This window comes from Chryseobacterium sp. MEBOG07 (genome assembly GCF_021869745.1).
Lineage (GTDB): Bacteria > Bacteroidota > Bacteroidia > Flavobacteriales > Weeksellaceae > Chryseobacterium > Chryseobacterium viscerum.
Map to the genome: position 1 here is coordinate 4,344,938 of NZ_CP084579.1, position 26,499 is coordinate 4,371,436.

33 protein-coding genes are annotated in these 26,499 nt (G+C 36.7%); 16 read left to right on the forward strand and 17 right to left on the reverse strand.

All coding sequences use genetic code 11. The features are described from left to right. Positions 1-7 precede the first annotated feature (7 nt). The 6 genes from LF886_RS19835 to LF886_RS19860 form a co-directional block, all read right to left on the reverse strand. Entirely contained in the window at positions 8-1,372 is a 1,365-nt protein-coding gene (locus tag LF886_RS19835) for a CsgG/HfaB family protein (protein ID WP_236851279.1), read from the reverse strand. Between the two features lie 23 nt (positions 1,373-1,395). Beyond that, positions 1,396-1,806: a curli production assembly/transport component CsgF gene (locus LF886_RS19840; protein ID WP_124530649.1), complete on the reverse strand. Its 411-nt coding sequence runs from the start codon at positions 1,804-1,806 to the stop codon at positions 1,396-1,398. A gap of 11 nt (positions 1,807-1,817) precedes the next feature. Next, positions 1,818-2,552: a curli production assembly/transport protein CsgE gene (locus LF886_RS19845; protein WP_236851280.1), complete on the reverse strand. Its 735-nt coding sequence runs from the start codon at positions 2,550-2,552 to the stop codon at positions 1,818-1,820. A 7-nt stretch (positions 2,553-2,559) separates the two neighbouring features. After that, positions 2,560-2,958 carry a hypothetical protein gene (locus LF886_RS19850; RefSeq protein WP_236851281.1) on the reverse strand — a complete coding sequence of 133 codons (399 nt, stop codon included), beginning with the start codon at positions 2,956-2,958 and terminating at the stop codon, positions 2,560-2,562. A 115-nt stretch (positions 2,959-3,073) separates the two neighbouring features. Continuing rightward, the gene (locus LF886_RS19855) at positions 3,074-3,892 is read right to left on the reverse strand and encodes an RIP homotypic interaction motif-containing protein (RefSeq protein WP_236851282.1); all 819 of its coding nucleotides are present in this window, start codon (positions 3,890-3,892) and stop codon (positions 3,074-3,076) included. A 292-nt stretch (positions 3,893-4,184) separates the two neighbouring features. Beyond that, entirely contained in the window at positions 4,185-4,340 is a 156-nt protein-coding gene (locus tag LF886_RS19860; RefSeq protein ID WP_236851283.1) for a hypothetical protein, read from the reverse strand. A gap of 70 nt (positions 4,341-4,410) precedes the next feature. Here LF886_RS19860 and LF886_RS19865 point away from each other — a divergent pair, with 70 nt between their 5' ends. The 6 genes from LF886_RS19865 (at position 4,411) to LF886_RS19890 (ending at position 9,565) form a co-directional block, all read left to right on the forward strand. After that, positions 4,411-5,040: an NUDIX hydrolase gene (locus LF886_RS19865; protein ID WP_124530652.1), complete on the forward strand. Its 630-nt coding sequence runs from the start codon at positions 4,411-4,413 to the stop codon at positions 5,038-5,040. Positions 5,041-5,067: 27 nt separating this feature from the next. Beyond that, positions 5,068-5,874 (forward strand): lysophospholipid acyltransferase family protein, encoded by an 807-nt coding sequence (locus LF886_RS19870; protein ID WP_103231483.1) that lies wholly within the window; start codon positions 5,068-5,070, stop codon positions 5,872-5,874. 16 nt (positions 5,875-5,890) lie between these two features. Next, positions 5,891-6,328 (forward strand): hypothetical protein, encoded by a 438-nt coding sequence (locus tag LF886_RS19875; protein ID WP_236851284.1) that lies wholly within the window; start codon positions 5,891-5,893, stop codon positions 6,326-6,328. Positions 6,329-6,334: 6 nt separating this feature from the next. After that, on the forward strand, positions 6,335-7,672 hold the full coding sequence (locus LF886_RS19880; protein ID WP_236851285.1) for a UDP-N-acetylmuramate--L-alanine ligase: 1,338 nt from the start codon (positions 6,335-6,337) through the stop codon (positions 7,670-7,672). A gap of 301 nt (positions 7,673-7,973) precedes the next feature. Next, a complete protein-coding gene (locus LF886_RS19885) occupies positions 7,974-8,762 on the forward strand; it encodes a C-type lectin domain-containing protein (RefSeq protein ID WP_236851286.1) in 789 nt (262 codons plus the stop codon). A gap of 11 nt (positions 8,763-8,773) precedes the next feature. Next, the gene (locus LF886_RS19890) at positions 8,774-9,565 is read left to right on the forward strand and encodes a C-type lectin domain-containing protein (RefSeq protein ID WP_236851287.1); all 792 of its coding nucleotides are present in this window, start codon (positions 8,774-8,776) and stop codon (positions 9,563-9,565) included. Between the two features lie 53 nt (positions 9,566-9,618). Here the strand turns inward: LF886_RS19890 and LF886_RS19895 are convergent, their stop codons facing one another. The 5 genes from LF886_RS19895 to LF886_RS19915 form a co-directional block, all read right to left on the reverse strand. After that, a complete protein-coding gene (locus LF886_RS19895) occupies positions 9,619-9,873 on the reverse strand; it encodes a hypothetical protein (protein ID WP_236851288.1) in 255 nt (84 codons plus the stop codon). Positions 9,874-9,884: 11 nt separating this feature from the next. Next, on the reverse strand, positions 9,885-10,229 hold the full coding sequence (locus tag LF886_RS19900) for a hypothetical protein (RefSeq protein WP_236851289.1): 345 nt from the start codon (positions 10,227-10,229) through the stop codon (positions 9,885-9,887). A 144-nt stretch (positions 10,230-10,373) separates the two neighbouring features. Next, entirely contained in the window at positions 10,374-11,432 is a 1,059-nt protein-coding gene (locus tag LF886_RS19905; protein WP_236851290.1) for an NAD(P)H-dependent flavin oxidoreductase, read from the reverse strand. Between the two features lie 112 nt (positions 11,433-11,544). Next, positions 11,545-12,249: a DNA alkylation repair protein gene (locus LF886_RS19910; RefSeq protein WP_236851291.1), complete on the reverse strand. Its 705-nt coding sequence runs from the start codon at positions 12,247-12,249 to the stop codon at positions 11,545-11,547. Between the two features lie 102 nt (positions 12,250-12,351). Further along, the gene (locus tag LF886_RS19915) at positions 12,352-13,227 is read right to left on the reverse strand and encodes an aldo/keto reductase (protein ID WP_236851292.1); all 876 of its coding nucleotides are present in this window, start codon (positions 13,225-13,227) and stop codon (positions 12,352-12,354) included. Positions 13,228-13,516: 289 nt separating this feature from the next. Here LF886_RS19915 and LF886_RS19920 point away from each other — a divergent pair, with 289 nt between their 5' ends. Beyond that, positions 13,517-13,951, forward strand: a complete 435-nt coding sequence (locus tag LF886_RS19920) for a GNAT family N-acetyltransferase (protein ID WP_236851293.1) — start codon at positions 13,517-13,519, stop codon at positions 13,949-13,951. Then, positions 13,952-14,419, forward strand: a complete 468-nt coding sequence (locus LF886_RS19925; RefSeq protein WP_236851294.1) for a GNAT family N-acetyltransferase — start codon at positions 13,952-13,954, stop codon at positions 14,417-14,419. On the opposite strand, the gene LF886_RS19930 is transcribed toward LF886_RS19925, so the two are convergent. The 3 genes from LF886_RS19930 to LF886_RS19940 all read right to left on the reverse strand — a co-directional run bounded on the left by LF886_RS19930 (position 14,393) and on the right by LF886_RS19940 (position 17,486). Further along, positions 14,393-15,292, reverse strand: coding sequence for a LysR family transcriptional regulator (locus LF886_RS19930; protein WP_103231470.1), 900 nt, complete (start codon positions 15,290-15,292; stop codon positions 14,393-14,395). The genes LF886_RS19925 and LF886_RS19930 overlap by 27 nt on opposite strands. 203 nt (positions 15,293-15,495) lie before the next feature. Further along, positions 15,496-16,431, reverse strand: coding sequence for an alpha/beta fold hydrolase (locus LF886_RS19935; protein ID WP_236851295.1), 936 nt, complete (start codon positions 16,429-16,431; stop codon positions 15,496-15,498). A gap of 305 nt (positions 16,432-16,736) precedes the next feature. Further along, positions 16,737-17,486, reverse strand: coding sequence for a metallophosphoesterase family protein (locus tag LF886_RS19940; protein ID WP_236851296.1), 750 nt, complete (start codon positions 17,484-17,486; stop codon positions 16,737-16,739). Between the two features lie 182 nt (positions 17,487-17,668). Between LF886_RS19940 and LF886_RS19945 the strand changes: the two genes are divergently transcribed. The 5 genes from LF886_RS19945 (at position 17,669) to LF886_RS19965 (ending at position 21,477) form a co-directional block, all read left to right on the forward strand. Further along, positions 17,669-18,286 carry an NAD(P)H-dependent oxidoreductase gene (locus tag LF886_RS19945; RefSeq protein WP_236851297.1) on the forward strand — a complete coding sequence of 206 codons (618 nt, stop codon included), beginning with the start codon at positions 17,669-17,671 and terminating at the stop codon, positions 18,284-18,286. Further along, positions 18,283-18,570 (forward strand): putative quinol monooxygenase, encoded by a 288-nt coding sequence (locus LF886_RS19950; RefSeq protein ID WP_236851298.1) that lies wholly within the window; start codon positions 18,283-18,285, stop codon positions 18,568-18,570. The genes LF886_RS19945 and LF886_RS19950 overlap by 4 nt, the downstream gene beginning before the upstream one ends. Before the next feature lies 1 nt (position 18,571). Then, a complete protein-coding gene (locus tag LF886_RS19955) occupies positions 18,572-19,324 on the forward strand; it encodes a type 1 glutamine amidotransferase domain-containing protein (protein WP_236851299.1) in 753 nt (250 codons plus the stop codon). Positions 19,325-19,347: 23 nt separating this feature from the next. Next, a complete protein-coding gene (locus LF886_RS19960) occupies positions 19,348-20,331 on the forward strand; it encodes an aldo/keto reductase (protein ID WP_109738687.1) in 984 nt (327 codons plus the stop codon). A 177-nt stretch (positions 20,332-20,508) separates the two neighbouring features. Further along, entirely contained in the window at positions 20,509-21,477 is a 969-nt protein-coding gene (locus LF886_RS19965) for a cyclase family protein (protein WP_236851300.1), read from the forward strand. A 453-nt stretch (positions 21,478-21,930) separates the two neighbouring features. Here LF886_RS19965 and LF886_RS19970 read toward each other — a convergent pair whose 3' ends face one another. The 3 genes from LF886_RS19970 to LF886_RS19980 form a co-directional block, all read right to left on the reverse strand. Further along, positions 21,931-22,374: a carboxymuconolactone decarboxylase family protein gene (locus LF886_RS19970; RefSeq protein ID WP_103234818.1), complete on the reverse strand. Its 444-nt coding sequence runs from the start codon at positions 22,372-22,374 to the stop codon at positions 21,931-21,933. A gap of 6 nt (positions 22,375-22,380) precedes the next feature. Next, a complete protein-coding gene (locus LF886_RS19975) occupies positions 22,381-22,812 on the reverse strand; it encodes a DoxX family protein (protein WP_236851301.1) in 432 nt (143 codons plus the stop codon). A 63-nt stretch (positions 22,813-22,875) separates the two neighbouring features. Continuing rightward, positions 22,876-23,448: a Crp/Fnr family transcriptional regulator gene (locus LF886_RS19980; RefSeq protein ID WP_236851302.1), complete on the reverse strand. Its 573-nt coding sequence runs from the start codon at positions 23,446-23,448 to the stop codon at positions 22,876-22,878. A gap of 64 nt (positions 23,449-23,512) precedes the next feature. Between LF886_RS19980 and LF886_RS19985 the strand changes: the two genes are divergently transcribed. The 3 genes from LF886_RS19985 (at position 23,513) to LF886_RS19995 (ending at position 26,498) form a co-directional block, all read left to right on the forward strand. Further along, on the forward strand, positions 23,513-23,878 hold the full coding sequence (locus LF886_RS19985) for a DUF1304 domain-containing protein (protein WP_103234821.1): 366 nt from the start codon (positions 23,513-23,515) through the stop codon (positions 23,876-23,878). Positions 23,879-24,418: 540 nt separating this feature from the next. Next, positions 24,419-25,669 carry a glycine betaine/L-proline ABC transporter ATP-binding protein gene (locus tag LF886_RS19990; protein ID WP_236851303.1) on the forward strand — a complete coding sequence of 417 codons (1,251 nt, stop codon included), beginning with the start codon at positions 24,419-24,421 and terminating at the stop codon, positions 25,667-25,669. 1 nt (position 25,670) lies between these two features. Continuing rightward, positions 25,671-26,498: an ABC transporter permease gene (locus LF886_RS19995; protein WP_236851304.1), complete on the forward strand. Its 828-nt coding sequence runs from the start codon at positions 25,671-25,673 to the stop codon at positions 26,496-26,498. The last annotated feature ends 1 nt before the right edge of the window (position 26,499 follow it).

The following is a 26,499-nucleotide window of genomic DNA, read 5'->3' on the forward strand; positions in this document are numbered from 1 at the left end:
CGTGTTTTTATTTGTTTCCGAAGTAAAAATTGATTCCTATAGCAAAGCGTAAAGCCTGATCTTTTCTTTTCCCGTTAACGAGGCCTTCCCAGTTATCTTTGAAACCTAAGTCATATTGAGCGGAAGCTCTCAGTGAAACATTCTGGCTGATCATATATTCCAGCCCGCCACCGACTTGTGCTTTATATTGAGGTTTGTATTTTGAATACATCGCTCCTGCCCCACCGTATATGTATGGGCTAAATCTGTATTTTGGGAAAAGCAGATATTCCAGGTTCACTTCAGGACCGTAATAATTTCTTTTCACAATATTTGAATTTTCCAGCGTAAAATAATTACCGTTCACTTCTACATTCAGGTAAGGAGTAAGGAAATATTTGAATCCTATTTTGCCTCCAACGTTCATTTTAGGGTCTACATAATCGTCTCGGACTTTCTGACCTTCAACATTGGCAAATACGGAAAATTTCTGTCTGTAATTATCTGGAAATCTGCCACCGACTGCTCTTCCGTTATTTTGTTCCTGTTCACTATTATATTCGTTAATTAATGCCTGATATGGTCCATTAGCATCCACAGCTTTTCCCCATATTTTATCTCTTATCCCTTCTACAATAAGAGATTTCACAGCTTTTTCAATAGCTTCGGTTACAGCAAGCTGAACGGGCTCATTCTGAGTGAGACCTACCTCAGCTTCCAGGAGTCTTTCCGTATCAATATATCTGAAAAAACTTCCGTTGACGCTGGTTGAAAGTATTGTTTTGGAGGTATAAACAGTCTTAAGAATCTCTCCATTGAGAGTAGAAACAGCACGAAGGTAAATCGTAATCCTGTCCTGGCGGTACTGTGTGGAAGCTCCGATTCCAAAATATCTGGCTCCAAGTCCTCCAGTTAGAATATTGCTGTCGTAAGAAATGACACCGCCTTCAAGAAGAATTCCGGCGTACAAAAGAGGGGGAAGTGACTGGCTATTTTTATCTGCATCCTTTATATACTCCTGTCGTGTGGAGCGGATGATTTGTCTTTCATTGAGAAGATTGGCAATGTTTTCCCTTTCGATAGGGATAAACCAATGGCTGTCTTCTAATGCTTTGATGAGGATGGTAGTGGTTCCCTGAGGAACTGCCGTACTCCAGTTGTTTCCGTTTTCAGAAGGCTTATACTGGCCGGTCTGGTCCCGGAATTTGTAGACTCCTATTACAATCTTCTCTTTGGGAAGCGGGAGATTTTTCAATTCTGCGGTAGAAGAGGAGACCTCTCCCATCGTTGGTTTTTCGGGATCCGAAGGTAAACCAAATATTGAACTACAAGCCTGCAGAATGCATAGCAAGAAACTACAGAAAAAGATTCTGGTGTAAGTGTAGGTTGTCATGGTAAGTTATTTTTAGTTATTTCCTATTTTGGGATTACGATCTCGGACTGATCGCCATTGCTGGTATCCAAAATATTGATTAAAAGTCCCTGATTAGTATTGGTAATCTGTAAATAAAGCGATCCAAAAAGATAATTTCCAGGCTTTATATTTCCATCACCAAACTGTTCATCAAACAGTTTTCTTGAAAGTTCACTGAGAATTTGTCTGTTGAGACTCTGGGTAAAGCTGTCAAGAGAGTTTACACGATCCAGCAAGTTGCTGTAATCATTTTTTTCATCAAATTGATTTTGTGCATTAGCAGAGCTTAAAAGCCACTGATAATTAAACGTATCTCCTCCAAAAGCCGGATTCACCGGTTTATAGACGAGCTGCTGAGATTTTCCGTAGAAAATACCCGCGATAAAGGTCAAAATAATGATAAGGGTTTTCATGGCGGACATTTTTAGTAAATGAATTCATTTTTAATAAGGTTTTTCTTTGCGTTAAATTCTTTGATATATTTTAAGCTGTAGGTGAGCTGTTCTTTTAAATAATCTTCTGCAGGATTGGTCATAAAACTGTAAATAATTTTATCTTCAATCTGAATATTGATCTGGCCGCTTGTCCCACGAAGGGGAAGTTCTGTAATGGTAACGGCACTACTGCTTTTATCCGGCAGCTGGCTATACTGCATATAAAACAGATCATAAAAGTCTTTCCCAACCTTTGTTTTGGTTTCATCAATGGTAAGTCCTCTCAGTTCATAGGCAGCGTCTTCTTCTATTTTGGCTGTTTTCTTTTTAAAAAGATCGCTGTTAAGCTCCAAACTGTCTTTGGCTACCAATTTCTGGGTTTCTTCATCCCTGATATAAAGGAAAGCTTTTAAGGCATCTTTTGATTCAAGATTTACGCTGATCTCTGATAGTACTTTGACTTCATTGGGGTTAACTGAAAATTTACCACTCTGCTGATTGTTTGAAAGGTTTCCTCCGTTTCCTTTTTTAATAGAAAGCAAAAGATAATTGAGTTCCTTGTAAACGGCGGTATTATTCATTACAACTGCTTTCAATATAATCTGATTTTCAAGGAGGCTGCTCTCTATCCTTGCATTTACTTTTTTATCTTCCTGCCCATAAGCCCATACAGACAGGAAGGTAAAAAAAGTGCTCAGGCTTAGGGAATATAAAATTTTCATCATTGGTGTTTTAATAATTTCTCATGAAAACTGTTTTATTGTCTCCCTTTACATTGATCTGAATTCCATCCGAAATACTGTTGCTTCCTGTAACATCAATAATGTTATTGTTCCCTTGTGCAGTAACGGCGGCTTTTGTTTCTTTATCTGTAAATGAATTGATAAAATAAAGCGTATTAAAGTCTCCCATTTGTTTTACCACAATACTAGTGCGGGTATTAAGAGAAAGCTCGGCATTGTTATAATCTCCTATCTGAATGATATTGGAACCGTAAGAACTCTGATCAATCTGCTGCCTGGCTATAAGATTAAAGATTGTATTACTATTGATCTTATCCCAGTCTATTTCCTGTGCCTGCAATCGCAGTAGCGCGAAAAGAGTAATAGCACTCCATTTTAAAGTAGACATGGCCTATATTTGTATTATACATTCATGTAAGCCAGAGAAAACCGAAGGTAAAAAAGGAGAAACCCTGTAGTTTCTCCCTTACAATTTCTAAGATTTACAGTATGTGTTATAGGGCTTAATTGGATTGATTCACAATCATAGAGTTTCCGTTACCCATCTGAGTTCCTAAATGGATATGAGAATCACCAGTCTGAGTTACCCAGGTAAAGTTACCGTTACCCATTTGAAGGTCAATAGCTGTATTAGAATCTCCTACCTGGAACTGATAAAGTTGGTTAGCATTACCTGCCTGTACTCCTACAGAAGTGTTATCATCTCCTACCTGAACGGAGGCAGCGATATTTCCATTACCAGCTTGTGCATGAGTAGCACTGTTATCATTACCATCCTGATACTGAACAAGAACGTTATTGGCTCCTACCTGAACTCCGGTAGCGTCATTTCTTCTTCCCAGCTGAATCTGATATGCATCATTACCACTACCTACCTGAATAGCTGAAGCATCATTTCTTCTTCCATCCTGATATTGATAGACAGAGTTACCTAATCCAATCTGCACTGAAGAAGCATCATTTCTTCTTCCGATCTGAGTTTGATCTGTAGAATTAAGTACTCCAAGCTGCCATGTTGAAGCAGAGTTTCTGTTTCCCATCTGGATTACATCATTTGTGTTTCCGACACCTACCTGATCAACATCTATAGAGTTTCTGTTTCCGATACTTTGCGCAGTGTTGACATTCAAAATTCCAACCTGATCAATGTCTGCAGTATTACGATTCCCTGTTTGTGTTAAAGAATTGATGTTCAAAAGACCAGTCTGGTCTACAGTAGCAACATTTAAGTTTCCTGTTTGGGTAGTCACATCAATATTAAATTGAGCGAACCCGAAACTCATGGCGAATAGTGTAAGTACACCTGTAAGTAAATTTTTCATCTTAGTAAAAATTAATTGGTTAATAGTAAGGCAAAGGTAGCTTCTCCATCAAAGTGAAAAACCACCATCAAAGTGTAAATTTCAAAAGTCACTGTTTACGGGTGCAAGGGTCACCAATTGCCGTTGTAAGGAAATCATTGTTTTCAGTGAGGGGAAAACACGATCTCTATTTTCAGCGCTAAAAGTAAGTCCGTTCATGGTGAATATTGAGGTTCCTGTGACGGTTATTTTCACTCATTATTCCCATTTTCACATCAGTCTTGAAACATCACAGTTCAGGGTTTTAAACACTTTACGTCATCAGCTCTTCAAAATTCACTTTCAAAATAAAATTGACTATTGCTATTAAAAATTCAGGTTTAAAGTTTAAGATGTGACGTTCTTTATTCTTTGCTTGCTGCTCATCATTCATTTGCGAAACAAAATCCATTACAAAACATCTTTTCATACTAATATTTGCATAGGTTAATTAATGTTAAGGCCCTTATTTCTTCAAGATATATTGCTAAATTTGAGCTATGGAAAATTTTGGAAAAGATTTATTAAGAAAAATAAAAAGCGTGGAACTTCCCGGTGAACACGCCCATGGAGTCTTCTCTCCCCCCTCCCGTCCCGTTTTTACTTATGATGAAGTATTGGCAAAAAACCCAAAATTTGCAGCTGTCAATATTGTATTATATCTGAAAGACAATGAGTGGTATTTTCCATTGATTCAAAGAACGATTAACGAGCACGACAGACACAGCGGACAGATATCGCTGCCTGGAGGAAAACGCGAAGAAATGGACAGGGATTTTGCTGAAACTGCAGTAAGAGAAACCTCTGAAGAAATCGGAATTGATAAACATTATGTAAGGATTATCAGAGAAATGTCTCCCATCTATATTCCGCCAAGCAATTTTTATGTATACCCCTATATTTCCTATACTAAAAAGAACCCTGCTTTCGTTCTACAGCATAGGGAAGTTGTTGAAACCATAGAATTTCCTATCACTTCCTTCTTAAACCTGTCGGATACCCCCGAAATGATGGACCTTCCGAATGCTAGCGGACATGAAGTCCCAGTCATTAATTTCAACGGATATATTATCTGGGGAGCTACAGCGATGATATTAAGTGAATTCAGCCAGTTGCTGAAAAAAATGTAACTTTGCACTACCGTGTTTAATTGAGAGATGGCGAAGAAAAATATTTTCACCGATGCATTCGGAACCCCTTATTTTTTGAAAAGGTTTATTATTTTTATTTTAGGAGTTGTATCATACAGAAGATTCAACGGCTTTAATAAGTTAAAAATAACCGGGACAGAACACCTTGTGGATCTTCCGGACTCTAACGTACTTTTTGTATCCAACCATCAGACCTATTTTGCAGATGTGGCAGCAATGTACCATGCTTTCTGTGCTGTAAACAATGGATACCTGAACACGATCAAAAATCCGATCTATCTATTGAACCCAAAGATTGATTTTTACTATGTTGCAGCTGAGGAAACCATGAATAAAGGAATTCTTCCCAAAATCTTCAAAGTTGCTGGCGCTGTAACGGTAAAAAGAACATGGAGAGCAGAAGGGAAAAATGTCAACAGAATGGTAGACATGAGTGAGGTAGACAATATTATGAAGGCATTGGACAATGGCTGGGTAGCTACCTTCCCTCAAGGAACTACTTCCGCTTTTGCACAGGGACGAAGAGGAACAGCCAAATTGGTAAAAAATCAGCGTCCTATTGTCATTCCTATTAAAATAAATGGATTCAGAAGAGCTTTTGATAAAAAAGGACTCCGCGTAAAGGTAACCGGTGTAAAACCTACGATGGAATTCAAGGCTCCTTTGGATATCGATTATGATAACGAAAAAGCACCGGAAATTTTATTGAAAATCATGACTGCCATTGAGCAGACAGAAGATTTCAACCTATTACACAGTTATGATGAAGAACTTAAAGCTAAAAAATTAGAACAAAAGGACTCAAATAATTAAAGTAAAGACAAAAATTATGAACAAAATACTTGGAATTTTATTTGCAATCATAGTATTAGTTTCATGCAACAGCCAAAAGGTATATTCGGATTTTGATATCAGCTATTCGAAAAGCGGTGGCATTGCTCCTATTTATGAAAATCTGCTTATAAAAGGTAATAATGTACATTATTCTATTGAAAGCCAGGGAAAGAAACATAAGCAGGATTTTAAAATTTCCAATGAAGATTTAAAGAAACTGGATCAGGTTCTTTCTCAGAATAATTTCAGAAGAATACAGGAAGACCGTAAAAAATTGTACGACAATATTTCAACTTCCATCAACATCAAGAAAGGTCCTAATGAAGGCAGTAAATCAGACGCAAGTATGATCATTGCAAACTACCAGACCAATTGGAACAATATTCTTGAAGCTTTCCAGCAGATCATTAATACTAATGTTAAAAAACAGTAAATACAATTGAAAACCCACTTCATTGCTATTGGCGGAAGCGCCATGCATAATCTTGCGATCGCATTAAAAGACAAAGGATATCAGGTGACAGGTTCTGATGACGCTATTTTTGAGCCTTCAAAATCCCGATTGGAAAAGAAAGGAATTCTACCTCAGGAATTAGGCTGGTTCCCGGAAAAAATCACTCCGGATATTGATGCTGTCATTCTTGGAATGCATGCACATCAGGATAATCCTGAGCTGGCAAGAGCGAAAGAACTGGGACTGAAAATATATTCTTATCCGGAATTTTTGTACGAGCAGTCTAAAAATAAAACCAGAGTTGTCATTGCAGGGTCTCATGGTAAAACAACCATTACCTCAATGATTCTTCACGTTTTGAATTTCCACCAGAAAGAGGTGGATTTCATGGTAGGAGCTCAGCTTGAAGGTTTCGACTGCATGGTAAAACTGACACAGGATAATGACTTCATGGTATTGGAAGGTGATGAATACCTTTCTTCTCCTATCGATCTGCGTTCAAAGTTTTTACTGTATCAGCCCAATATCGCTTTAATGAGTGGTATTGCATGGGATCACATCAATGTTTTCAAAACTTTTGATGATTATATTGATCAGTTCAGAAAATTTGTAGCAAGCATTACAGCAGGTGGAGTTCTGGTGTACAATGAAGAAGATGCTGAAGTGGTGAAAGTAGTGGAAAATGCTGAAAACTATTTCAGAAAAATCCCTTACAAAACTCCTGAATACGAAATCAACAACGGTAAAGTCTATTTAAAAACCGAAATGGGAGATGTTCCTCTTTCTGTTTTTGGGGCACATAACCTATTGAATCTGGAAGGAGCAAGACATATCTGCCGACAGCTGGGTATTATGGATGAAGATTTCTATGAGGCCATTATGAGTTTCAAAGGAGCATCCAAACGTCTTGAAAAAGTAGAAAGAGAGGATAAAGGAACACTTTATAAGGATTTTGCCCATGCACCAAGTAAGGTGAAGGCAGCTGTAAAAGCATTTACGGAACAATTTAAAAATGATAAGAAATACGGATTTCTGGAGCTTCATACTTATTCAAGTTTGAATCCAGTTTTCCTTGAGCAATATGACCATGCAATGGACGGTCTGGAAGAGGCTGTAGTTTTCTACTCTGAAGATGCTTTGAAGATCAAAAGAATGGAGCCTATCTCTCCGGAGTTTATCAAAGAAAAATTCAAAAATGAAAAGCTAAGGGTTTTCACGAATGCTGAAGATCTTCATGCCTACTGGAATACATTGGATAAAACAGATGGTGTTTATTTAATGATGAGTTCCGGAAATTTCGGTGGTCTTGATTTAACAAAATAACGATCATCATACACAAGCTGGTTTAAAAAATTCAGCGATCAGAACAAATTCTCAACATTATAGAAACTTCTTTCAACTGAAAGAAGTTTTTTATTTTTTCAAACAAAACAAGTCATTACAATAATCCGAATATGACTTATTTATTTTATGATAAAATATTTATGATTAAAAATATTTATAAATAAACAAATACTATTATAAATTTCATTTTAATATAAAATCACAATACATTAACAATCAATGCATTACATTTATTATCGTAAAATATTTTTATATATTTGGTACGCAAAAAAGCATAAAAATGAAAAAAACTATCTTATTTATTATTTTGCCTTACGCTATAAATGCACAAGTTGGGATTAATACTACAGCTCCTACAAAAACACTTGACCTCAATGGAGAATTACGGATCCGTACTTTACCCGTAGGTGTAGCAGCCGATGATATACTTTCTACTGATGCCAATGGAAACGTAAGAAAGATTGCCAGAACTGACCTTAGCAGTGGATCATCATCTGGATTCAATAATACCATACTAGGATATGATCCCAAACCAGTAGCTACAAGACCTCAACCACCTGGTTCCGTGCCGGGAGGAGGTACTGCCACTGAGCTCGGCTGCAAGAAATGGACAGGAAATAACCACACGTATTGTGCTTATCAAATTTCACAGGCTATTAACTGGTCCAATGCATTCAGTTTTGGAAAACAAATGGGAGGATATCTGGTTACCATGCCTAATGATAGTGAAAGAACGTGGGTGAATACCAATATCGTAGCTTCCGGAACAGGCTATAACTTAGCCAACAATATATGGATCGGCTTTAATAAGATTCAAAGACCTGGAAATCCGGATCAGCTCCAGTGGATCACAGGGGAAGAATTCAGAATCAACTGGTCTACAAACCCTGCCACTACAGAAAACTGGTTTAATCCCGGAGAGCCTAACAATTCAGGAGGTGTTGAAGGAGCAACCCACATATTTGCCACCAGCGCAAATGCTGAAAGAAAATGGAATGATTTGAATGGTACACTGACTACTAATTCCAGTATTTCTATGAACCAGCTTATTATTGAATTTAATGAATAATAGAAGTAACTATGAAAAAATCAATTTTACTATTCATTATCTTACCTTATCTCGCAAGTGCTCAAGTTGGTATTAATACAACCGCTCCTACAAAAACACTTGACATTAATGGAGAATTACGAACCCGCACTCTACCCCAAGGTGTTGCAGCCGATGATATACTCTCTACTGATGCCAACGGAAATGTAAGAAAGATTGCAAGAACTGATCTTAGTAGCGGATCATCATCTGGATTCAATAATTCTATATTGGGATATGATCCTATACCAGTCGCAACAAGACCTCAGCCACCAGGTTCAGTACCGGGAGGAGGTACTGCCACTGAGCTCGGCTGCAAAAAATGGACAGGAAATAACCACACCTATTGTGCTTATCAGCTTTCACAGGGAATCAACTGGTTCAATGCATACAGCTTTGGGAAGCAAATGGGAGGTTATCTTGTTACCATGCCTAATGATGCGGAAAGGATCTGGGTTGCAACCAATATCGTAGCTTCAGGAACAGGTTATAACTTAACCAACAATATATGGATCGGCTTTAATAAAATTCAAAGACCTGGTAACCCGGACAGACTTCAATGGATTACGGGAGAAGAGTTCAGAATGAACTGGTCTACCAATCCTGCTACCACAGAAAACTGGTTTGCAACAGGAGAACCTAATAATTCCGGTGGAACGGAAGGATCTACTCATATTTATAATGCTGCCGGAAACGCGGAAAGGAGATGGAATGACTTAAACGGGGCAACCACTACTTTTACCGGTTCGGCAATGAACCAGCTTATCATTGAATTCAGTGAATAAAAAATAAAAAAGCTTCAGATTATATTCTGAAGCTTTTTTATTAACTAGCATGTCTAGTCATTCAATCTCTTGTTATTGGTCAGCTCAATACTTTTTATGGAGCCTACCGGTGAAATTTTTATTGTTTTATTTCCTTTAGCCAGATAAATATAATACATACTGTTGGATCCTATCAGATGAACCAGTTCAGACTTTTCATCGTTATAATTTAATGTATAATCATATTTAAGTCTGTTTTCCTTTATTCTTTTGGTTAATGTCATCCCTTCACCCCATCCTATTCCTACAAAGAAAGACAATAACATCATGGCCAAAAATTTCACAAACATATTGGTGAAATGATCCTCAATAGCCTCTTTCTCATGCTTTCATGCTCTTTAAGAGATGCCATTTTCAGTGCCCATTTTTTATTTTTACTGCTTTGTTTTGATAAATAAGATGGAAAGGCAAATGAAGATACCACTATAATAATGAGAGCGATCAATATGGCCGGATGAGATGCCAACGTAGCAATCGGGCTTATCAGGATGTCCATTATAGTGGAGTATTTTAGAATATTAATGCCTAGCTGGTAGTAGAAGACACTTTCCTTTAATATTCCCATCACGACAAGAAAAAGATATCCGAACGGAAGTGATCTTTGAATTCCTTCTGAAAATTTCATTTATATTTTCTCTGGTTTTAGTTTTAATATTTGATCAAATGGATATTCCTGAAAGATTTTAACAAAAAACTCAACTTTCCGGTACATCAAATGATTCTTATCCACGAAATTATAAAATTATCCTCAATTTGAAAGCATATCGATCTATCTTTCACATTCTTTGATCAGTTTTGTCAAGATTTCCTCTGTAGAAAGTTCACTATATTGATGAATAGACTGTCCTATCCAAATTCCTACGAATTCCGGATTCTGCAGAGATTTCGCCGCTTTTCGTAAGGCGTTGGTCAATTTGTTCTGATAAGGATATGGTAAAATGTATTCTGAGTGCTCAACAAGGTCTATAAATTTGTTTCTCACTCCTCTGGCATACCTTCCGGAGAAACTTTTCGTTAACATAATCTCATCTTCTTCTACCCTTTTAAGCCGTTCTTTTTCAAAAGGCTGCAAGGCACTTTCCTGGGAAGCCAACAAAAGATTACCCACCTGGAATCCTTGTGCTCCCAAATCTTTAACAGCCTGTAAGGTTTTTGCTCCATAAATTCCTCCAGCATAGATCAAAGGTACTTTTACATGATCATAAACTTGTGATAGCAAAGATAATCCTCCGATCTGCGGAATATTTTCGGCTTCGAAACTTCCTCTGTGGCCACCCGCTTCTATCCCCTGAACACAGATGATATCAATACCGGATTTTTCAAGAAGTAAAGCTTCTTTTACAGAAGTACAGGTTCCAATAAGAATGACTCCGTTTTCTTTTAATTTTTGAATGCTGTGATCATCAAGATTCCCAAACGTAAAGCTTACAATCCTGCAGTCTTCCTCAATAATGGCATCCACCTGCTCATGATAGCTGTTTATGCTGAGATCCTCAAGATCCGGAAGGCTTACATCAATATGATTCTCTTGGGCAAGCTGCTCGATAAAGCGTTTGGTCCTAACAAATTTTTCTTTTAAAGCCTCTGTTACTTCAGGAATATGATGTACAAAAATATTCGCGGCAAAAGGTTTGTCTGTAAATTTCTTCGTTTCTCTGATAAGTTCTATAGATTGATCCGCTGACAGATCTGCCAGTGCCAGTGATCCCAGACAATCTGCTTTTGCAGCTGCAGCCACCATCTGTACCGTACTTACTCCAAACATCGGAGCCTGAATCACAGGATATTTCACCCCTAATCTTTTACTGATTGTATCCGGCCAAAACATAAGAATTATTTTTATAAAAATTTACGAAGAATGAAGCAATCCCTATGATTAAATAACATGATATTGCTCACAATTTATCGTTTAAGATTCTTGAAAAGTGATAAAGGCAGGCTTATCTAGCCTTCCTGAGCTCTTTGTAGTACAACTTTGATTCTGGATCAAGTTTTTCTATAGCATAAGAAAATGTGACTGCGGGCATTGTTTTCGCGTAAGTAGTAAGAAAACTTTCTAATTTATTTTGGTCTTTTTTCCCAGCTTCTCTTACCCAGCTTCCTACCGCTTTATTCACGAGTTCGTTGGGATCATTCACAAGTATTTCCGCAATAGCAAAAGTATCATGTACATCATTTTCCCTGATAAATGCATGAGTACTTACAATAGCTGTTCTTCTTTCCCATGGACTATCGGACTGGGCAAGATGGTATAAAACATTCCTGGGCTTATCAATAAGATACTCTCCGATAATATAACGGGCTGCTCTGTCCACAAAATCCCAGTTATTCAATCGGTCGTGGCGGTTCAGATACAAATCATACAGTTGTTTCTTTTGATCTTCAGACGTCTTTTTACTTCTGGCCTGGAAATCCATAATACTCACCGCTCCCATTCTTACTTCATAAAAATCACTATCAAGAAGTTGATTGATCTCTTCCAAAGACATCGCAGAAAACTCTTTAGCAATAGTAAAAACATCTCCGAATTTCACTCCGAAGCTTTTGGTAACACCATCGTTTCCCTTGAAAAATTTCTCAACTTTATCGATCTCTTTTTCATTCTTAAACAAGGCGAGTGTTTCTATGAATTCTTTTGCAGTCATGGGTAGTATTTATTTAAAATCCCACAGACTTCATAATACTTCAGATTTTTGATCTGTACATTCATGAAAGCTGTGGGAGCAATTTTATTTTAAATTTTTAAACTAAATATCTGCTACAGAATTTAGCATTTTTTTTTCCCATTCCGGATCTTTAGGATCAAAGAATAATCTTTTTCCTGTATCTAAAGAACGGACAACATTCATTTCGTCTTCTGTCAGTTCAAAATCAAATACATTAAAGTTTTCTTCAATTCTTGATGGTGTCACAGATTTTGGAATGACTACAAATCCTTCCTGCAGGTGCCATCTCAGGATTACCTGAGCAACTGTTTTACCATATTTCTCTGCGATCGCTTTTAGATCTGCATTGCTTAAAAGATTGGCATTCCCATTTCCTAGCGGGCTCCACGGCTGCGTCACGATATTATTTTGTCTGTCATATACCTGCAATTCTTTTTGCTGGAATACAGGGTGCAGCTCAATCTGGTTGATTACCGGCAAAACAGTAGAGTTTGCTTTCAATTCCTCCAACTTTTCGATGGTAAAATTACATACCCCTATTGCTTTTATCTTTCCTTCCTGATAAAGTTCTTCCAAAGCCTTCCATGTTCCCAGGAAGTCTCCATACGGCCAGTGGACAAGATACATATCTAGATAATCCATCTGTAATCTGTCTAATGTTCTTTGAAAAGCGCTTTTTGTCTTTTCATATCCATGATCCTGAACCCATACTTTTGAGGTAATAAACAAGGTATCTCTGTCTACTCCACTATTTTTTACCGCAGCACCCACTGCTGTTTCGTTTTGATAAATAGCTGCCGTATCAATCATTCTATATCCTGTCTGAATCGCTTTGATTACCGCATTCTCACATTCTTTCAAATCTTCCATCTGCCATACTCCAAAGCCTAAAGCTGGAATATCTACTCCGTTATTTAAAGTTACCACAGGCTGTCCTGTATAGGTTTTCTTTTGCATAAGTCTTTATTTTAGTTATTAATATAAAGTGATAAACAAATTTGCGACAAAAAATCGAAAATTCTGCTTACCAATTTTACTGTTTCTGTTAAAAAATTGTTATTTGATGGGTGATTAATAATGTGTGAAAACTTGTTCCGTTAAACTACCCCGTCTTTTTGCCTTGCAAAAATCCACCCCTTCAGAGAAGGGGAATAAATACTCAACACACTACTTCTAGTTTCTAAATGTACGCTCCAACTGGTATCCCATCGCTATTTTCATTATTTTTGTTTAAATTTTAAAAATCATGTCACAAAATATCAGACTGGCTGCTGCAGAGGATTATCCGAGAATTATGGAAATCTGGGAATCGGCTGTAAAAGCAACTCACGATTTTCTTACAGAGGAGGATTTTAATCATTTCAAGGAAGCTATTCCGAGGGATTATCTTCCCAATCTGGAAGTCTATTTAATTATTGAAAATGATGAAGCGAAAGGTTTTGCTTCCGTAGCGGAAGGTAATCTGGAAATGCTTTTCATTCATAATGAAACCCGTGGAAAAGGCTATGGAAAAACACTTTATCAGTTTATGAAAGAACAGACAGGTCTTACCAAGGTAGATGTCAACGAGCAAAATCCACGGGCAATCGGGTTCTATGAAAAAATGGGTTTCAAAAAAGTGGGAAGATCAGAAAAAGATGGCTCAGGAAAGGATTATCCACTTATTCATATGAGCTTGTAAATGGAAAACTTTGCTTTTAAGAAATTAAATTATGATGTAGAAATACCTTATCATTTACTACTGCTGGCCGATGAAACCAAAGAAGCGATTGATCAATATATTTTCAAATCCGACCTCTATCTTTTACATGACGGGACCGAAAACATTGCGGTGATGGCATTGTACAAAAACAGTGATACAGAACTGGAAATTAAAAATGTGGCAGTGATTGAAAGCTATAGAAATAAAGGAATCGGAAGTATCCTGATGAATAAAGCCAAAGAAATTGCGAAAGAAAATCATTATAAAACACTGACTGTTGGAACGTCGGATACAGGCTTCCAACAGATCAGATTTTATGAGAAAAACGGTTTCATCAAACAAGGCATTCTGAAAGATTTCTTTATCAAAAATTATCCATTTCCTATCTATGAAAACGGTTTGCAGATGCGGGATATGATCTTACTTGCCCATCACCTTGCGGAATAGCCCTTTGATATGTTCTATTTCCGTTTGGTAATTGGTATTTTTTCTACACCCGAAATAAAGTGTGTTTTCAAGCTTTTTCTTTCCTTCCCAGATCAGCTTCACATCACCACTTTCGATTTCATTTTTACACAAAAAGTCCGGGATAACCGCTAATCCGGTTCCGCCTTTCAGACAACGAATGATTGAATTGAGGTTAGGAACGATATAATTAGGGCGGAAATTGGGTTTATGACCGAAATTCAAGGTCCAGAATTGGAAAAGGTGTTCCATATCTCCGGTTGTTCCGTACCATTTTTCATTTTTCAACCATTCCTCAATCTGCTCGGCATCTTTTGTTTTCAACACTTTATTAAAAGCTGCTTTATCAACATCTTTTCCCCCTACCAGAATAATCTGCTCAGAGGAAAATGCTTCATGTTCTATATTGGGTGAAGATCCTTTTTTCGGTGTAATGATAAGGTCCAGGATTCCTTTATCCAGCTGATCAAGCATCTCAGGATACTCTCCAAAACTGATGATCAGGTTAAAAGGTAATGAAGAAACATATTGTTCCAACGTTGTCTGGAACGTCTCAAAACACATCCCCACACTGATGGTTGGAGTATGCTTCTCTGTGGATTTCTGAAAATTCTTCTCTACATCCTCCAGTTTGGTAAGAGGCTCTGCCACCGCATTGAATAATACTTTTCCACGCTCTGTCGGAAGCATTTTTCTTCCGGTTCTGTCGAACAATTTATATCCTACATAAGCCTCCAATGAACTTAAGTGCAGGCTTACTCCCGGCTGGGATATGAATAAAGCGTCCGCAGCGCCCGTCAATGTCCCGGTTTTATAGATCGCCTTAAAAGTACGATACCATTCTAAATTGACCATGACTTAATTATTAATATTATAATACAAAATTACAAAATAATTATAATACTGATATCATTTTTAAAACATATCAATTCGTTGATAATTTTAATGTACTATTTTTTTGTTTTTAGTAAGGTCGGAAAACTTGAGCCTGAAAGAGGGAAGCCACAACTTCCCTCTTATGTCTGCCAGACTCTTCATTTTCATCACCTGAATTCCAATTATTTTACGATCTGAATAATCGTATTCTGAAACTTTTCTGGTTCGTCTTTATGAATCTGGTGACTCGACTTTTCAAATAAAAATAAGTCCTTCTTAGGTGCTTTTACTTTTTGAAAATATTCAGTAGTAACTCTGGTAGAAGTTTGGACATCGTTTTTACCAACAAAAAAATAAATAGGACATTCTACTTTCTTTAAGGTCTTTGGCAGGTCAATATTCATAACTTCGTTCCATGCTGGAGACCATGTTTTTGACCACTGCAGAAACCCTTTCTTGAAATCGTCACCTGTCACATACTTCTTACCATCTTTATAAAAAAGCCATTTTCTTAAATAAAATAAGTCTTCATCAACTTTGAAAGGAATATGTACACTTGCCAATTCTTTACTGGCAACAGGATCTTCTTTAAAATAATCTTTTAAAATTCCAAGCAGCTCTTTCTCACTCACCAATTGGCTGACAACTGGGTTTACTGCAAAATAAGCGTGTAAAAGTTCGGGATGATTTCTAACAATATAAAAACCTAAAGCATTTCCCCAAGAGCTTCCCAATAGATATATTTTTTCCTGTTTTAATTCTTTTTTAAGAAAATTAATAACCTGATAAGTATCTTTTCCCATAAGCTCAACTGAAGGCTGAACGGGAGAAGGGTTCAGTTCAAGAGTTTTTCCGGCATCTCTCTGATCCCATTGAACAATGGTAAATTTATCTTTTAAGAGATTCGTAAAAGAGTCTGCATTTTTCCGCATTGAACTTCCCGGGCCACCTGATAAGAATAAAAGTATAGGTTTACTTGCGTCATCTGTTTTAATATCTATGGCTTGTTTTATCCCACCAATTTCAGGGGTAAGAAGGGTATCTATTTTTACTTTCTGTAATTGTGCTAAACTCAATACGGATAATAGTAAAAAAATAAAAAGAACTGCTTTTTTCATGATTTCTAAATTTTAATTTGACTTGAATAATCTATTGCAAATATCCTTCAGAGAATCTTCAAAAAAGTATCAATAAAAATAGTCGAACTGATTTTAATGAATAAATGAGTTCGACCATTTACATAGAATAGTACGAATAATTACAAAACACTACAAATCAATTATTTAAAATCAAAAACAAGGGTTTAACTAGTCTGTTTTCAATGCAATATGAAAAGACGATTTTGAATTAAAATTTGTTGCAGATGGATGCGAAAACAAACAAGCGGAAAAACACGGTCCTAAAAAGGAAACAAATATTCTATTTATTGTTTTATTGAGATCTTTTTATTGCTTAAAAAATGAGCATAATAATTAGGAATTCCACTTTTCTCAATCCCGAGTAAAGTTTGTTCGAGTGGATAGGCTATCTGTACAATTTCCGGGGTAATATTTTCCTCATCCAGAGTTAAAATAAGATAAGAAGCCAAACGGTTCTCTTCTTTGGACCTGCCTACAGAACCTGCATTCACAGCCCATCCATTATTTTCAAAATGTTTTACAAATGATAAATGGGTATGCCCCATTACAATGACATCGGATTGAGACTCTTTCAGCATGTTGGAAAAAACCTCATCGTTTTCAGATTCATACAGATAAGTATCATTGCTGGTAAGACTGGAATGTACAAGTTGGATACTCCAGTGCCTGTTCCCTATCTTATAGTTTAATTTTAAATGAAAAGGAAGTGCTGATAAAAACCTTTTGTTTTCTTCTGTAATATGCTTTTTGGAATGATCAATGGCAATAAACCTGGCTTCAGTTTCTTCTTCCGAATGTTTAGATAAAGGAATAACAGGAATATCAAAAGCAATTCTTTCATCATGATTTCCCATCAAACAAGGGATATTTAAGCTTCTTATCTTTTCAATCACTTCATTTCCCCAGGGAGCAAAATCTACCAGATCCCCCAGACAGAATTTCTGACGAATCCCTCTTTTCTCTATATCCTTCAACACCGAATCCAGCGCAGGAAGGTTTCCATGCACATCGCTAAAAACTGCAATCTGTATCATATTCACTCTATTTGTCACAACAAATTTACAAGAGAGCCCTGACAACAGGATCAACAAACAGTATGACATTTCACATGATTGATAAAATTTAAGTTATCATTATTATGATAGTAACGTATAATTTTTATTATACAAAGATCCATCCTAACTTTGCAGAGTAAAATTTAAACAATCATAAAAAAATGAAAAAAGTATTAATCATCAACGGAGGACAGAATTTTGGACATTCCGGCGGAAAATATAATCAAACGATTGCAGAAAATACATTAGCCGTTCTTAAAGAATTTGATAATGTAGAAGTAAAGATAACCAATGTAAGCGAAAACTATGATAAGAATGAAGAAGTACAGAAGTTTGTCTGGGCAGATTATATCATTTACCATACTCCGATCTGGTGGTTCCAGCTTCCGAATGGATTGAAAAAATATATCGATGAAGTTTTCACAGCAGGTCATGCCAAAGGAATTTATATGAGTGACGGAAGAAATGCCGAGAATCCTGAAATCAACTATGGAACAGGAGGAATGCTTGGCGGTAGAAAATATATGCTGACTACAAGCTGGAATGCTCCTGCAACAGCCTTCACCTTGCCTGGAGAGTTCTTCAGTGAAAAAAGTGTAGATGATGGACCCTTATTTGGTTTCCATAGAATGAATGCTTTTGTTTCTTTAGAAAAAATGGAAAGTTTTCACTTCCATGATGTAGAGAAAAATGCAAATATAGAGCGCGATATGAAGCTTTATAGAGACCACGTAAGAAACGTATTTGAAAAAGAATTAAAATCAGAATTAGTATTATGAAAATTCACCTTACAGCCATTATAAAAGCCAAAGAAGAACACCAGTCAGAAGTATTGGAAGTTCTTCAGAATATGGTAAAAGAAACAAGAAAAGAAGAAGCATGCGAGCTTTATAACCTTCATCAGGGAATTGAAGACAAAAACGAATTTGTTTTCTACGAGATCTGGAAAAGCCAGGAAGGATTGGCTCAGCATAATCAGCAGCCTTACATCCAGGCATTCGGAGCTTTGGTACATGAAAAGCTTCAGGAAAAACCACAGATTTATACCACCAATATCATTTAAGATGAAAAAATTAGCGTTTTTAATGCTGGCTATCTTCACTATAGGATTCATGCAGGCACAAACCAAAAAATCAAAAAATATGAAAAAGAAAATTTTATTCGTCGTAACCAGCCATGATAAAAAAGGGAGCACTGGTGAAGATACAGGATATTATTTGGGAGAAGTTTCTCACCCATGGGAAGTTCTTCACAAAGCAGGATATGAAATTGACTTTGTAAGCCCAAAAGGCGGAACTCCTCCGGTAGATGGATTTGATTTGAAAGACCCTGTCAACAAAGAGTTCTGGGAAAACAAAGAATATAAGAACAAGATTGATCATTCTATGACACCCGATCAGGTGAATCCAAAAGAGTATTCAACCATCTTTTATGCCGGAGGACACGGAGCCATGTGGGATTTTGCAGATAATACGGAACTGGCAGATATTGCTTCAAAAATTTATGAAAACGGAGGTATTGTAGCAGGGGTATGTCATGGTCCGGCAGGTTTGGTGAATATCAAACTGAATAACGGGAAATATCTTGTAGACGGAAAGAAAATCAATGCTTTTACCAATGAAGAGGAATCTGAAGTAAAATTGACAAATGTTGTTCCTTTCTTATTGGAAGATAAACTAAAAGAAAGAGGGGCAAAATTTGAAAAATCGGGGCTTTGGCAGAATCATGTTGTTGCAGATCAGAGAGTAATCACAGGTCAAAATCCACAGTCTGCAAAGAGCGTTGGAGAAGCAATTTTAAAAGAATTAAAGAAATAACAGTCAATTTTAAAACAAACAAAATGGAATATAGAAAACTAGGAAACACTGATTTGGAATTATCAACAATCACACATGGTGCTTTTGCTATCGGAGGAAATATGTGGGGAGGTAATGAAAAACAGGACTCTATCAACTCTATTCACGCATCATTGGATCATGGAGTAACTTCTATCGACACGGCACCTTTCTATGGTTTCGGATTGAGTGAGGAAATGATCGGGGAAGCCATTAAAGGAAAAGACCGTTCAAAAATTCAGCTTTTAACAAAATTCGGGTTGGTATGGGACGGAAGCAACAACGGAAAAGGAGAGTTTTTCTTTGATGCTGAAGACGAAGGAAAAACGATTCCGGTATATAAAGTAGCTTCTAAGGAAAACATCATCAAAGAAGTTGAAGAAAGTTTAAAAAGATTAGGAACAGATTATATTGACCTTTTACAGCTTCACTGGCCAGACAGTACAACTCCTATCTGCGAAACAATGGAAGCAATGGAATTATTGATCCAGCAAGGAAAAATCCGTACCGCAGGGGTAAGTAATTACAGTGTAGCCCAGATGGAAGAAGCCAACAGAACCTTAAAGCTTGCCAGTAATCAGGTTTCTTACAGTATGCTGAATAGAGCGATTGAAAACGATCTTGTTCCTTATTCTTTGGAAAACAATTCAGGAATTATTGTGTACAGCCCAATGGAAAGAGGTCTTTTGACCGGTAAATATTTCAAGGAAACTCAATTAAAAGATAACGATCACAGAAACGGATATTTCTCACAGTTTGATTTGAATAAAGTAAAAACTTTCTTAGAAAAAATTGAACCTATTGCACAGGAAAAAGGAGCCAGCCTTTCTCAACTGGTTTTAAGATGGACTACGCTGCAGCCGGCAATTACAGTCGTATTGGCAGGAGCAAGAAATGCACAGCAAGCCATCGAAAACGCAAAAGCAATGTCTATTGACCTTTCACAGGAAGAATTGAACTTCATCAATTCAGCTTTAAGCGAAATTTAATATAAAGGCTGGAAGATGGAAGAAGGAGGATGGAAGTACTATCAGACTTTTGACTAATAGCATTTATCTGATTCAATAAAGATTTAATTTAAACAGAACCTTGCTTGTATAAGACTTCATAAACTTCCCTTTCCCATCTTCCAGCCTCCTTCCCCTAAACCTCAAACATCATAGAAAATGAAAAAGAATCTGATCAAAATGTTCGGATTGGTAACTTTATTGACCCTAAACAGCATTACATTAAAGGCTCAAACACTTGTCAATCCGGAAGATCAATCATGGTATCCTTCTGCTTACGGAGCACAAGACGAAATCGGAGCTGCCAATCTATTGACTCCGGAAGTTGTAAAACAGGCTTTAGGACTGGTAAAACAAGGTAAAACATTAGCACTTGCTGTTCCTATTGATAAAAACCTTCCGGCTTTCAGACACAGAAGCTTCAATCTATACAATATTCAACCTGGAGAACAGGGAGGAAAAAGCATAGGCCCGAATAAATTCACCTTCAATGATGAATTGGTCAATGGATGGACCGGAGTGGGAACACAGCTGAACGGTATCGGGCACATCGGTATTGACAACACTTATTACAACGGAAATAAAGCAACAGATTTTGTAACCGTAGAAGGCGTAAAAAAGCTGGGTGTTGAAAAAGTACCACCCTTCGTTACCCGCGGTGTAGTCCTTGATATGACTGCTCATTATGGAAAATCAATTGTACCCGGAGGAACAGAATTTACTGTAGAAGACATCAAATCCGTTTTAAAGAAACAGGGACTTACATTAAGAAAAGGAGATGTCATTCTTTTCAATACGGGATGGCTTGAATTGATCGGTAAAGACAACAAACAGTTTCTGGAAACAGAACCGGGAATAGGAATGGAAGCTGCAAAATGGCTCGCCGATCAGGGAATCGTTGCTTTTGGTGGAGATACCTGGGCTTCTGAAGTGTATCCCAATCCGAAAACCAAAGAAGAATTTCCAATCAATCAGTTTATGCTCGCTAAAAAAGGAATCTATAATCTGGAACTGATTGACAGCCGTCCTTTGGTGAAGCAAAAAGTCTGGGAATTTTTATTCGTACTGGGACAGCCTCTGTATGTAGGATCTACTCAGGTGAATGTGAATCCTGTCGCAATTTATTAATTTAAATACTTACAGTATGAGGTTGTTTAAACTTTTATATTCATTATTTTAACCACAAAAGACACAAAAGGTTTAAACATTTAAGTTTTTTCAGAATCAGGCCTTATGCGTAATAAGTACACCTAAGTTTTGTGAAAATCTTTGATTTTCATCTTGTGTGAACTTTTCTGCGGTATCATTTTAAACTTACTTAAGTGAACTCAAGTGTTTTAAAATGAAACATTTTGTGACTTTTGTGGTTTGGTAAAATTCAAACAACTTTTATATCCGAGAAACGGAGAGACAATGTAATTCCGGTTTAAAAAATAAAATTAACCTTTAGATTTATTTTTAGAATTAATACCCAAACCGTGTTACACTGTCACTTTGCATCTTGCATCAAAACGGCCTTTCAAAAATTTGAAAGGCCGTTTCTTAAAATAAAGTAAATATCCGTAGATAATGCAGTCTTCCTTATTTTCCAACCGGAAGATGAGTACTCACTGCAATTCTGTTCCATGCATTGATCGTTACAATAGCCATAATAATCTGTGCAATCTGGTTATCATCAAAAAACGACTTTGCTTTTTGATACGTTTCTTCAGTTAATCCTTTGTCGCTTATCAATGTAATTTCCTCCGTCATCGCCAAAAGCACCTGCTCTTCTTCTGTAAAGAATTCTTTTGCTTCTGTCCATCCGTTCAGAATGAAAATTCTTTGAGGAGTTTCCCCATATTTGATGGCATCTTTTGTATGCATATCAAGACAAAAAGCACATTTATTGATCTGTGAAGCTCTGATCTTAATCAGTTCCTTCTGAATGTGTGTCAATGAAATTGTTTGTAGGTATCCTTCCAATCCAAGCATCGCTTTATACGCTGCCGAGTCTACTGTTGCAATATTTAATCTTGCGCTCATATATTATTATTTTTTGGTTAATTGATCTATACTTAAAGAATATTGTTGTTGAACTGCCAATAAAAGAGCCGCAGCACTTGCCACCCAAACAGAATAGTTCAATGGAGCTTTTGGCCCTGATGCAATGGTCATGGATATTGCAAAAATCAACAGCAGTATACTGCTTCCGTAAGCCGCCATTTTAGTTTTAAATCCAGCAATCAGCATCAGAGGAAAAAGGATTTCTAGAAAAGTAGCAGCATATGCTGAAAATGTACTCAAAACTTCCGGCAGAAAAAACGTCAGCTGTCTTGTATATTCTTCAAAACTGGCCATGTTTCCCCATGATGAGTTTTCTTTGCTCCATAACCCGAAACGATCGGCCACTGCAGAAAGCATGGTTACCCCAAGAGCAAGTCTTAAAAATAGCTGCGGAAATTGATTTTTTGTATCTGTCATTGTATTGGCTTTTAATAACATGACAAATTTCCGGTTTCTGATCCGTAAAAATCTTAAACTGGTTTAAGAACGTAATTTTGACCTGATTTCACTCAGATATTCTGGCGTAAAACCTAAAAAGGAAGCAATTAAGTATTGTGGAATTCTTTGGATGAACCAAGGATACAACGTACTGAAATGCACATAATATTCTTCTTTTGTCATCTCATAAATATAACGGATCCTTTTTTCCGCAGCAGCATACGCTGTTTGATATACCATTCTGAAATAACGTTCCATAATGGGATGTTTTTCCAATAGAAGTTCCTGAGACTGAAAATCAATAGTTAAGATTTTGGAATTTTCTACAGACTGAATATTAAAGCCTGATTTCATCTGTTTTTCAAAAGCAAAAGTATCTGACATCCACCAGTTTTCGATAGCAAACTCCGTGGTTTGTTCTACTCCTTTTTCATTGACAAAATACTTTCTCAGACATCCTTCCAAAACAAAATACTTCAACTTACAAACATCACCTTCAAGCATCAGGTTTTCTTTCTTTTTCACTTTTAAAACCTGAAAAAAAGAAATGATGGAAGCAAACTCCTCGTCATTGACCTTTATGAATTTATCTAAATGTGCTTTGAAAGTTTCCATTGTAAAATTTAGTAACCAAACTTAACTTTATTTTTTTAGTTTTACAATGAGAAAATATTGAATCATGGAAATCATTGCTAAAATTCTGATCGCAGTCGTTGCACTGGAACATATTTATATTCTTTGGATGGAAATGTTTGCATGGGAAACAAAAGGAAAAGAAGTTTTTAAAGCTGCTCTTCCTGCGGAAATGTTTAAACCCACCAAAGGATTAGCCGCTAACCAGGGCCTTTACAATGGTTTTCTGGCTGCCGGATTGATCTGGTCATTTTTGATTAAAGATCCGCAATGGCAAACGAATGTAGCACTCTTCTTTTTAGGATGTGTAGCCGTAGCAGGAATCTATGGGGCTATTTCAGCGACTAAAAAAATATTTTTCGTTCAGGCTTTGCCCGCTATCCTGGCCATTATTGCCGTTTTACTGAAGTAATTTCATTGTCCCTATTTTTAAAGATCTTCTTAAAAATATTTATATGATCAGTACCCTCTTATCTTTTATGATAAGGGAAAAATTGCTATGAATATCTCCTCCCATCATCAGACTTAAAACCAGCTTCTTACGTCTCAAAAAATCCATTTAATATAAAATTCGTAAATTTGCATCGTCATAAAAGATTGATACACAGTTTTTTTATATTGACCTGCATTGTGATGAGATGCAGAAATTCAAGTTGTTCAGTACACATATCCGTAATTACTTCATCAGTAATTTAATTGTAGAATCGATGTAAAAGATTAAGTTCTTTTTACACGATACACTCTTTTTCTAGAGTATAATCTATTGAAATATTTAAAATAAACATAAGGCTTAGATGCTTTGTGGCTTTATTTTTTTGTGAAAAGCTTCTATCATGATAAGAAGCTTAGTAGATTATTTTATGCTATCGTCATCACCAGAACAACAAAGTAAAATGGGGTATAATGAATTGGTGTACAATTTTTTATACCATTAATTAAAAAAAATCTGAATATGGAAAAAAATGAAAACAGTAGAAAAGTAAAACTTAAAGTTGAAGATCTGACTATTATTTTTGGTAAAAACAAAGAGAAAGCACAGGAACTTTTAGACAAAGGTTTTTCCAAAAAGGAAATTCTTGAAAAAACAGGCTGCACCATAGGAATCAACAAAGCAAGTTTTGAAATCTATGAAGGTGAATTCTTTGTCATCATGGGATTGTCAGGAAGTGGAAAATCTACATTACTGCGCTGTCTAAACAGACTGAATGAGCCCACTTCAGGAAAAGTATACATCAATGACGATGATATTACCAGTAAAAACAATAAAGAACTTCTGGAAGTAAGAAGAACGGAAATGAGTATGGTGTTTCAAAAATTTGGATTGCTGCCTCATCATACTATTTTAGACAATGCCGGTTTTGGACTGGAAATCAGAGGAGAAGACAAAGCTTCCCGTGATGAAAAAGCACAGAAAGCACTGGACATTGTAGGATTGAATGGTTTCGAAAATCAGTATCCTTCCCAACTTTCAGGAGGAATGCAGCAGAGAGTAGGATTGGCGAGAGCTTTGGCCAACGATCCTGAAGTGTTGCTGATGGATGAAGCTTTCTCCGCACTGGATCCTTTGATAAAATCTGAAATGCAGGATCAAATGCTTGAGCTGCAAAATACATTGCAAAAAACCATTGTCTTCATTACCCATGACCTGGACGAGGCCATTAAAATTGGTGACCGTATCGTTATTATGAAAGATGGTGTCATAGAGCAAATAGGAACAGCCGAAGACATTTTGACTAATCCTGCAAGCGACTATGTAAAAGCATTTGTAGAGAAAGTGGATCGTAAAACAATTATCACCGCTAGATCTTTGATGTTCGACAAAGCTACGGTGGTACGTTTCAGAAAAGACGGTCCTGAAGGAGCTTTAAGAAAAATGAGAGCAACAGGATTGGAAAACTTACCTGTTGTAGATTTTCAAAATAAATTTCTGGGGTTTGTGACTCTTAATGATGTTGTTCGAATTGCAAAAAAGAAAGAACCTACGGTAGAATCAATTATCAACAGTAATGTTCCTTCAGTCTATCCGGAAGTTACTGTAGAAGAAATGCTACCGTTAATTTCAGGAAATAAATCGGCTATCGCCGTGGTAGACGAAAACAATAAATTTTTAGGTCTTATCACCCAATTATCTCTCATCATAGAAGCTACTAAGTTTAACGAAGAAGAGATCATTGAATTAAAAGAAATCGCAAACAATCAATAAAATGAATAAAACTATAGATATAGGTCAATATGTAGAAACTGCTATCAATTGGCTCACAGAAAATGGAAAACCTGTATTTGATGTCATAAAACATGTGGGAAACTCTTCTATTATGGGAATTGAATGGGTTTTGGTACACACTCCCTTTTATGTTATCATTCTCTTTTTTACGCTGCTGGCATTATGGAAAGCCGGAAAAGGCATTGCTGTTGTCACGGCAGCCGGGCTGAGTTTAATATTCTTAATGGGATTATGGAAAGAAACCATGGAAACCCTGGCCCTTATTTTTGTAGCAACTGTTACAGCCCTTATTATTTCTATACCTCTGGGAATTTGGGCTGCCAAAAGTAAAATAGCCGCCAAAATTATCCGCCCTTTACTGGATTTAATGCAGACAATGCCTGCATTTGTCTATCTGATTCCAGCTGTACTGTTTTTCAGTATTGGTAAAGTACCCGGAGCTTTTGCAACGATCATTTTTGCAATGCCACCTGCGGTACGATTAACAACATTGGGAATTGAAGCCGTTCCGAAAGATATCGTAGAAGCAGCCAGAGCTTTTGGAGCTACCAACCGTCAGATTCTATTTAAAGTAGAACTTCCTTTAGCCATGAAAACGATTTTAACAGGGATCAATCAAACCATACTGTTATCCCTATCCATGGTTGTTATTGCAGGAATGATTGCTGCAGGTGGTCTAGGTGAAAAAGTATTGGAAGGAATTAATAATCTGGATATCGGATTAGGATTTGAAAGTGGTTTATCCGTTGTGATTTTAGCCATTATCCTTGACCGGATTACCCAGGGATTTGTAAAGAAAAAACAATAAG

Bases quoted from the DNA above. Each gene is read 5' to 3' on its own strand.
- LF886_RS19835 (WP_236851279.1), bottom strand. From the start codon at position 1,372: ATGACAACCTACACTTACACCAGAATCTTTTTCTGTAGTTTCTTGCTA.
- LF886_RS19840 (WP_124530649.1), bottom strand. From the start codon at position 1,806: ATGAAAACCCTTATCATTATTTTGACCTTTATCGCGGGTATTTTCTAC.
- LF886_RS19845 (WP_236851280.1), bottom strand. From the start codon at position 2,552: ATGATGAAAATTTTATATTCCCTAAGCCTGAGCACTTTTTTTACCTTC.
- LF886_RS19850 (WP_236851281.1), bottom strand. From the start codon at position 2,958: ATGTCTACTTTAAAATGGAGTGCTATTACTCTTTTCGCGCTACTGCGA.
- LF886_RS19855 (WP_236851282.1), bottom strand. From the start codon at position 3,892: ATGAAAAATTTACTTACAGGTGTACTTACACTATTCGCCATGAGTTTC.
- LF886_RS19860 (WP_236851283.1), bottom strand. From the start codon at position 4,340: ATGAAAAGATGTTTTGTAATGGATTTTGTTTCGCAAATGAATGATGAG.
- LF886_RS19865 (WP_124530652.1), top strand. From the start codon at position 4,411: ATGGAAAATTTTGGAAAAGATTTATTAAGAAAAATAAAAAGCGTGGAA.
- LF886_RS19870 (WP_103231483.1), top strand. From the start codon at position 5,068: ATGGCGAAGAAAAATATTTTCACCGATGCATTCGGAACCCCTTATTTT.
- LF886_RS19875 (WP_236851284.1), top strand. From the start codon at position 5,891: ATGAACAAAATACTTGGAATTTTATTTGCAATCATAGTATTAGTTTCA.
- LF886_RS19885 (WP_236851286.1), top strand. From the start codon at position 7,974: ATGAAAAAAACTATCTTATTTATTATTTTGCCTTACGCTATAAATGCA.
- LF886_RS19890 (WP_236851287.1), top strand. From the start codon at position 8,774: ATGAAAAAATCAATTTTACTATTCATTATCTTACCTTATCTCGCAAGT.
- LF886_RS19895 (WP_236851288.1), bottom strand. From the start codon at position 9,873: ATGATGTTATTGTCTTTCTTTGTAGGAATAGGATGGGGTGAAGGGATG.
- LF886_RS19900 (WP_236851289.1), bottom strand. From the start codon at position 10,229: ATGAAATTTTCAGAAGGAATTCAAAGATCACTTCCGTTCGGATATCTT.
- LF886_RS19905 (WP_236851290.1), bottom strand. From the start codon at position 11,432: ATGTTTTGGCCGGATACAATCAGTAAAAGATTAGGGGTGAAATATCCT.
- LF886_RS19910 (WP_236851291.1), bottom strand. From the start codon at position 12,249: ATGACTGCAAAAGAATTCATAGAAACACTCGCCTTGTTTAAGAATGAA.
- LF886_RS19915 (WP_236851292.1), bottom strand. From the start codon at position 13,227: ATGCAAAAGAAAACCTATACAGGACAGCCTGTGGTAACTTTAAATAAC.
- LF886_RS19920 (WP_236851293.1), top strand. From the start codon at position 13,517: ATGTCACAAAATATCAGACTGGCTGCTGCAGAGGATTATCCGAGAATT.
- LF886_RS19925 (WP_236851294.1), top strand. From the start codon at position 13,952: ATGGAAAACTTTGCTTTTAAGAAATTAAATTATGATGTAGAAATACCT.
- LF886_RS19930 (WP_103231470.1), bottom strand. From the start codon at position 15,292: ATGGTCAATTTAGAATGGTATCGTACTTTTAAGGCGATCTATAAAACC.
- LF886_RS19935 (WP_236851295.1), bottom strand. From the start codon at position 16,431: ATGAAAAAAGCAGTTCTTTTTATTTTTTTACTATTATCCGTATTGAGT.
- LF886_RS19940 (WP_236851296.1), bottom strand. From the start codon at position 17,486: ATGATACAGATTGCAGTTTTTAGCGATGTGCATGGAAACCTTCCTGCG.
- LF886_RS19945 (WP_236851297.1), top strand. From the start codon at position 17,669: ATGAAAAAAGTATTAATCATCAACGGAGGACAGAATTTTGGACATTCC.
- LF886_RS19950 (WP_236851298.1), top strand. From the start codon at position 18,283: ATGAAAATTCACCTTACAGCCATTATAAAAGCCAAAGAAGAACACCAG.
- LF886_RS19955 (WP_236851299.1), top strand. From the start codon at position 18,572: ATGAAAAAATTAGCGTTTTTAATGCTGGCTATCTTCACTATAGGATTC.
- LF886_RS19960 (WP_109738687.1), top strand. From the start codon at position 19,348: ATGGAATATAGAAAACTAGGAAACACTGATTTGGAATTATCAACAATC.
- LF886_RS19965 (WP_236851300.1), top strand. From the start codon at position 20,509: ATGAAAAAGAATCTGATCAAAATGTTCGGATTGGTAACTTTATTGACC.
- LF886_RS19970 (WP_103234818.1), bottom strand. From the start codon at position 22,374: ATGAGCGCAAGATTAAATATTGCAACAGTAGACTCGGCAGCGTATAAA.
- LF886_RS19975 (WP_236851301.1), bottom strand. From the start codon at position 22,812: ATGACAGATACAAAAAATCAATTTCCGCAGCTATTTTTAAGACTTGCT.
- LF886_RS19980 (WP_236851302.1), bottom strand. From the start codon at position 23,448: ATGGAAACTTTCAAAGCACATTTAGATAAATTCATAAAGGTCAATGAC.
- LF886_RS19985 (WP_103234821.1), top strand. From the start codon at position 23,513: ATGGAAATCATTGCTAAAATTCTGATCGCAGTCGTTGCACTGGAACAT.
- LF886_RS19990 (WP_236851303.1), top strand. From the start codon at position 24,419: ATGGAAAAAAATGAAAACAGTAGAAAAGTAAAACTTAAAGTTGAAGAT.
- LF886_RS19995 (WP_236851304.1), top strand. From the start codon at position 25,671: ATGAATAAAACTATAGATATAGGTCAATATGTAGAAACTGCTATCAAT.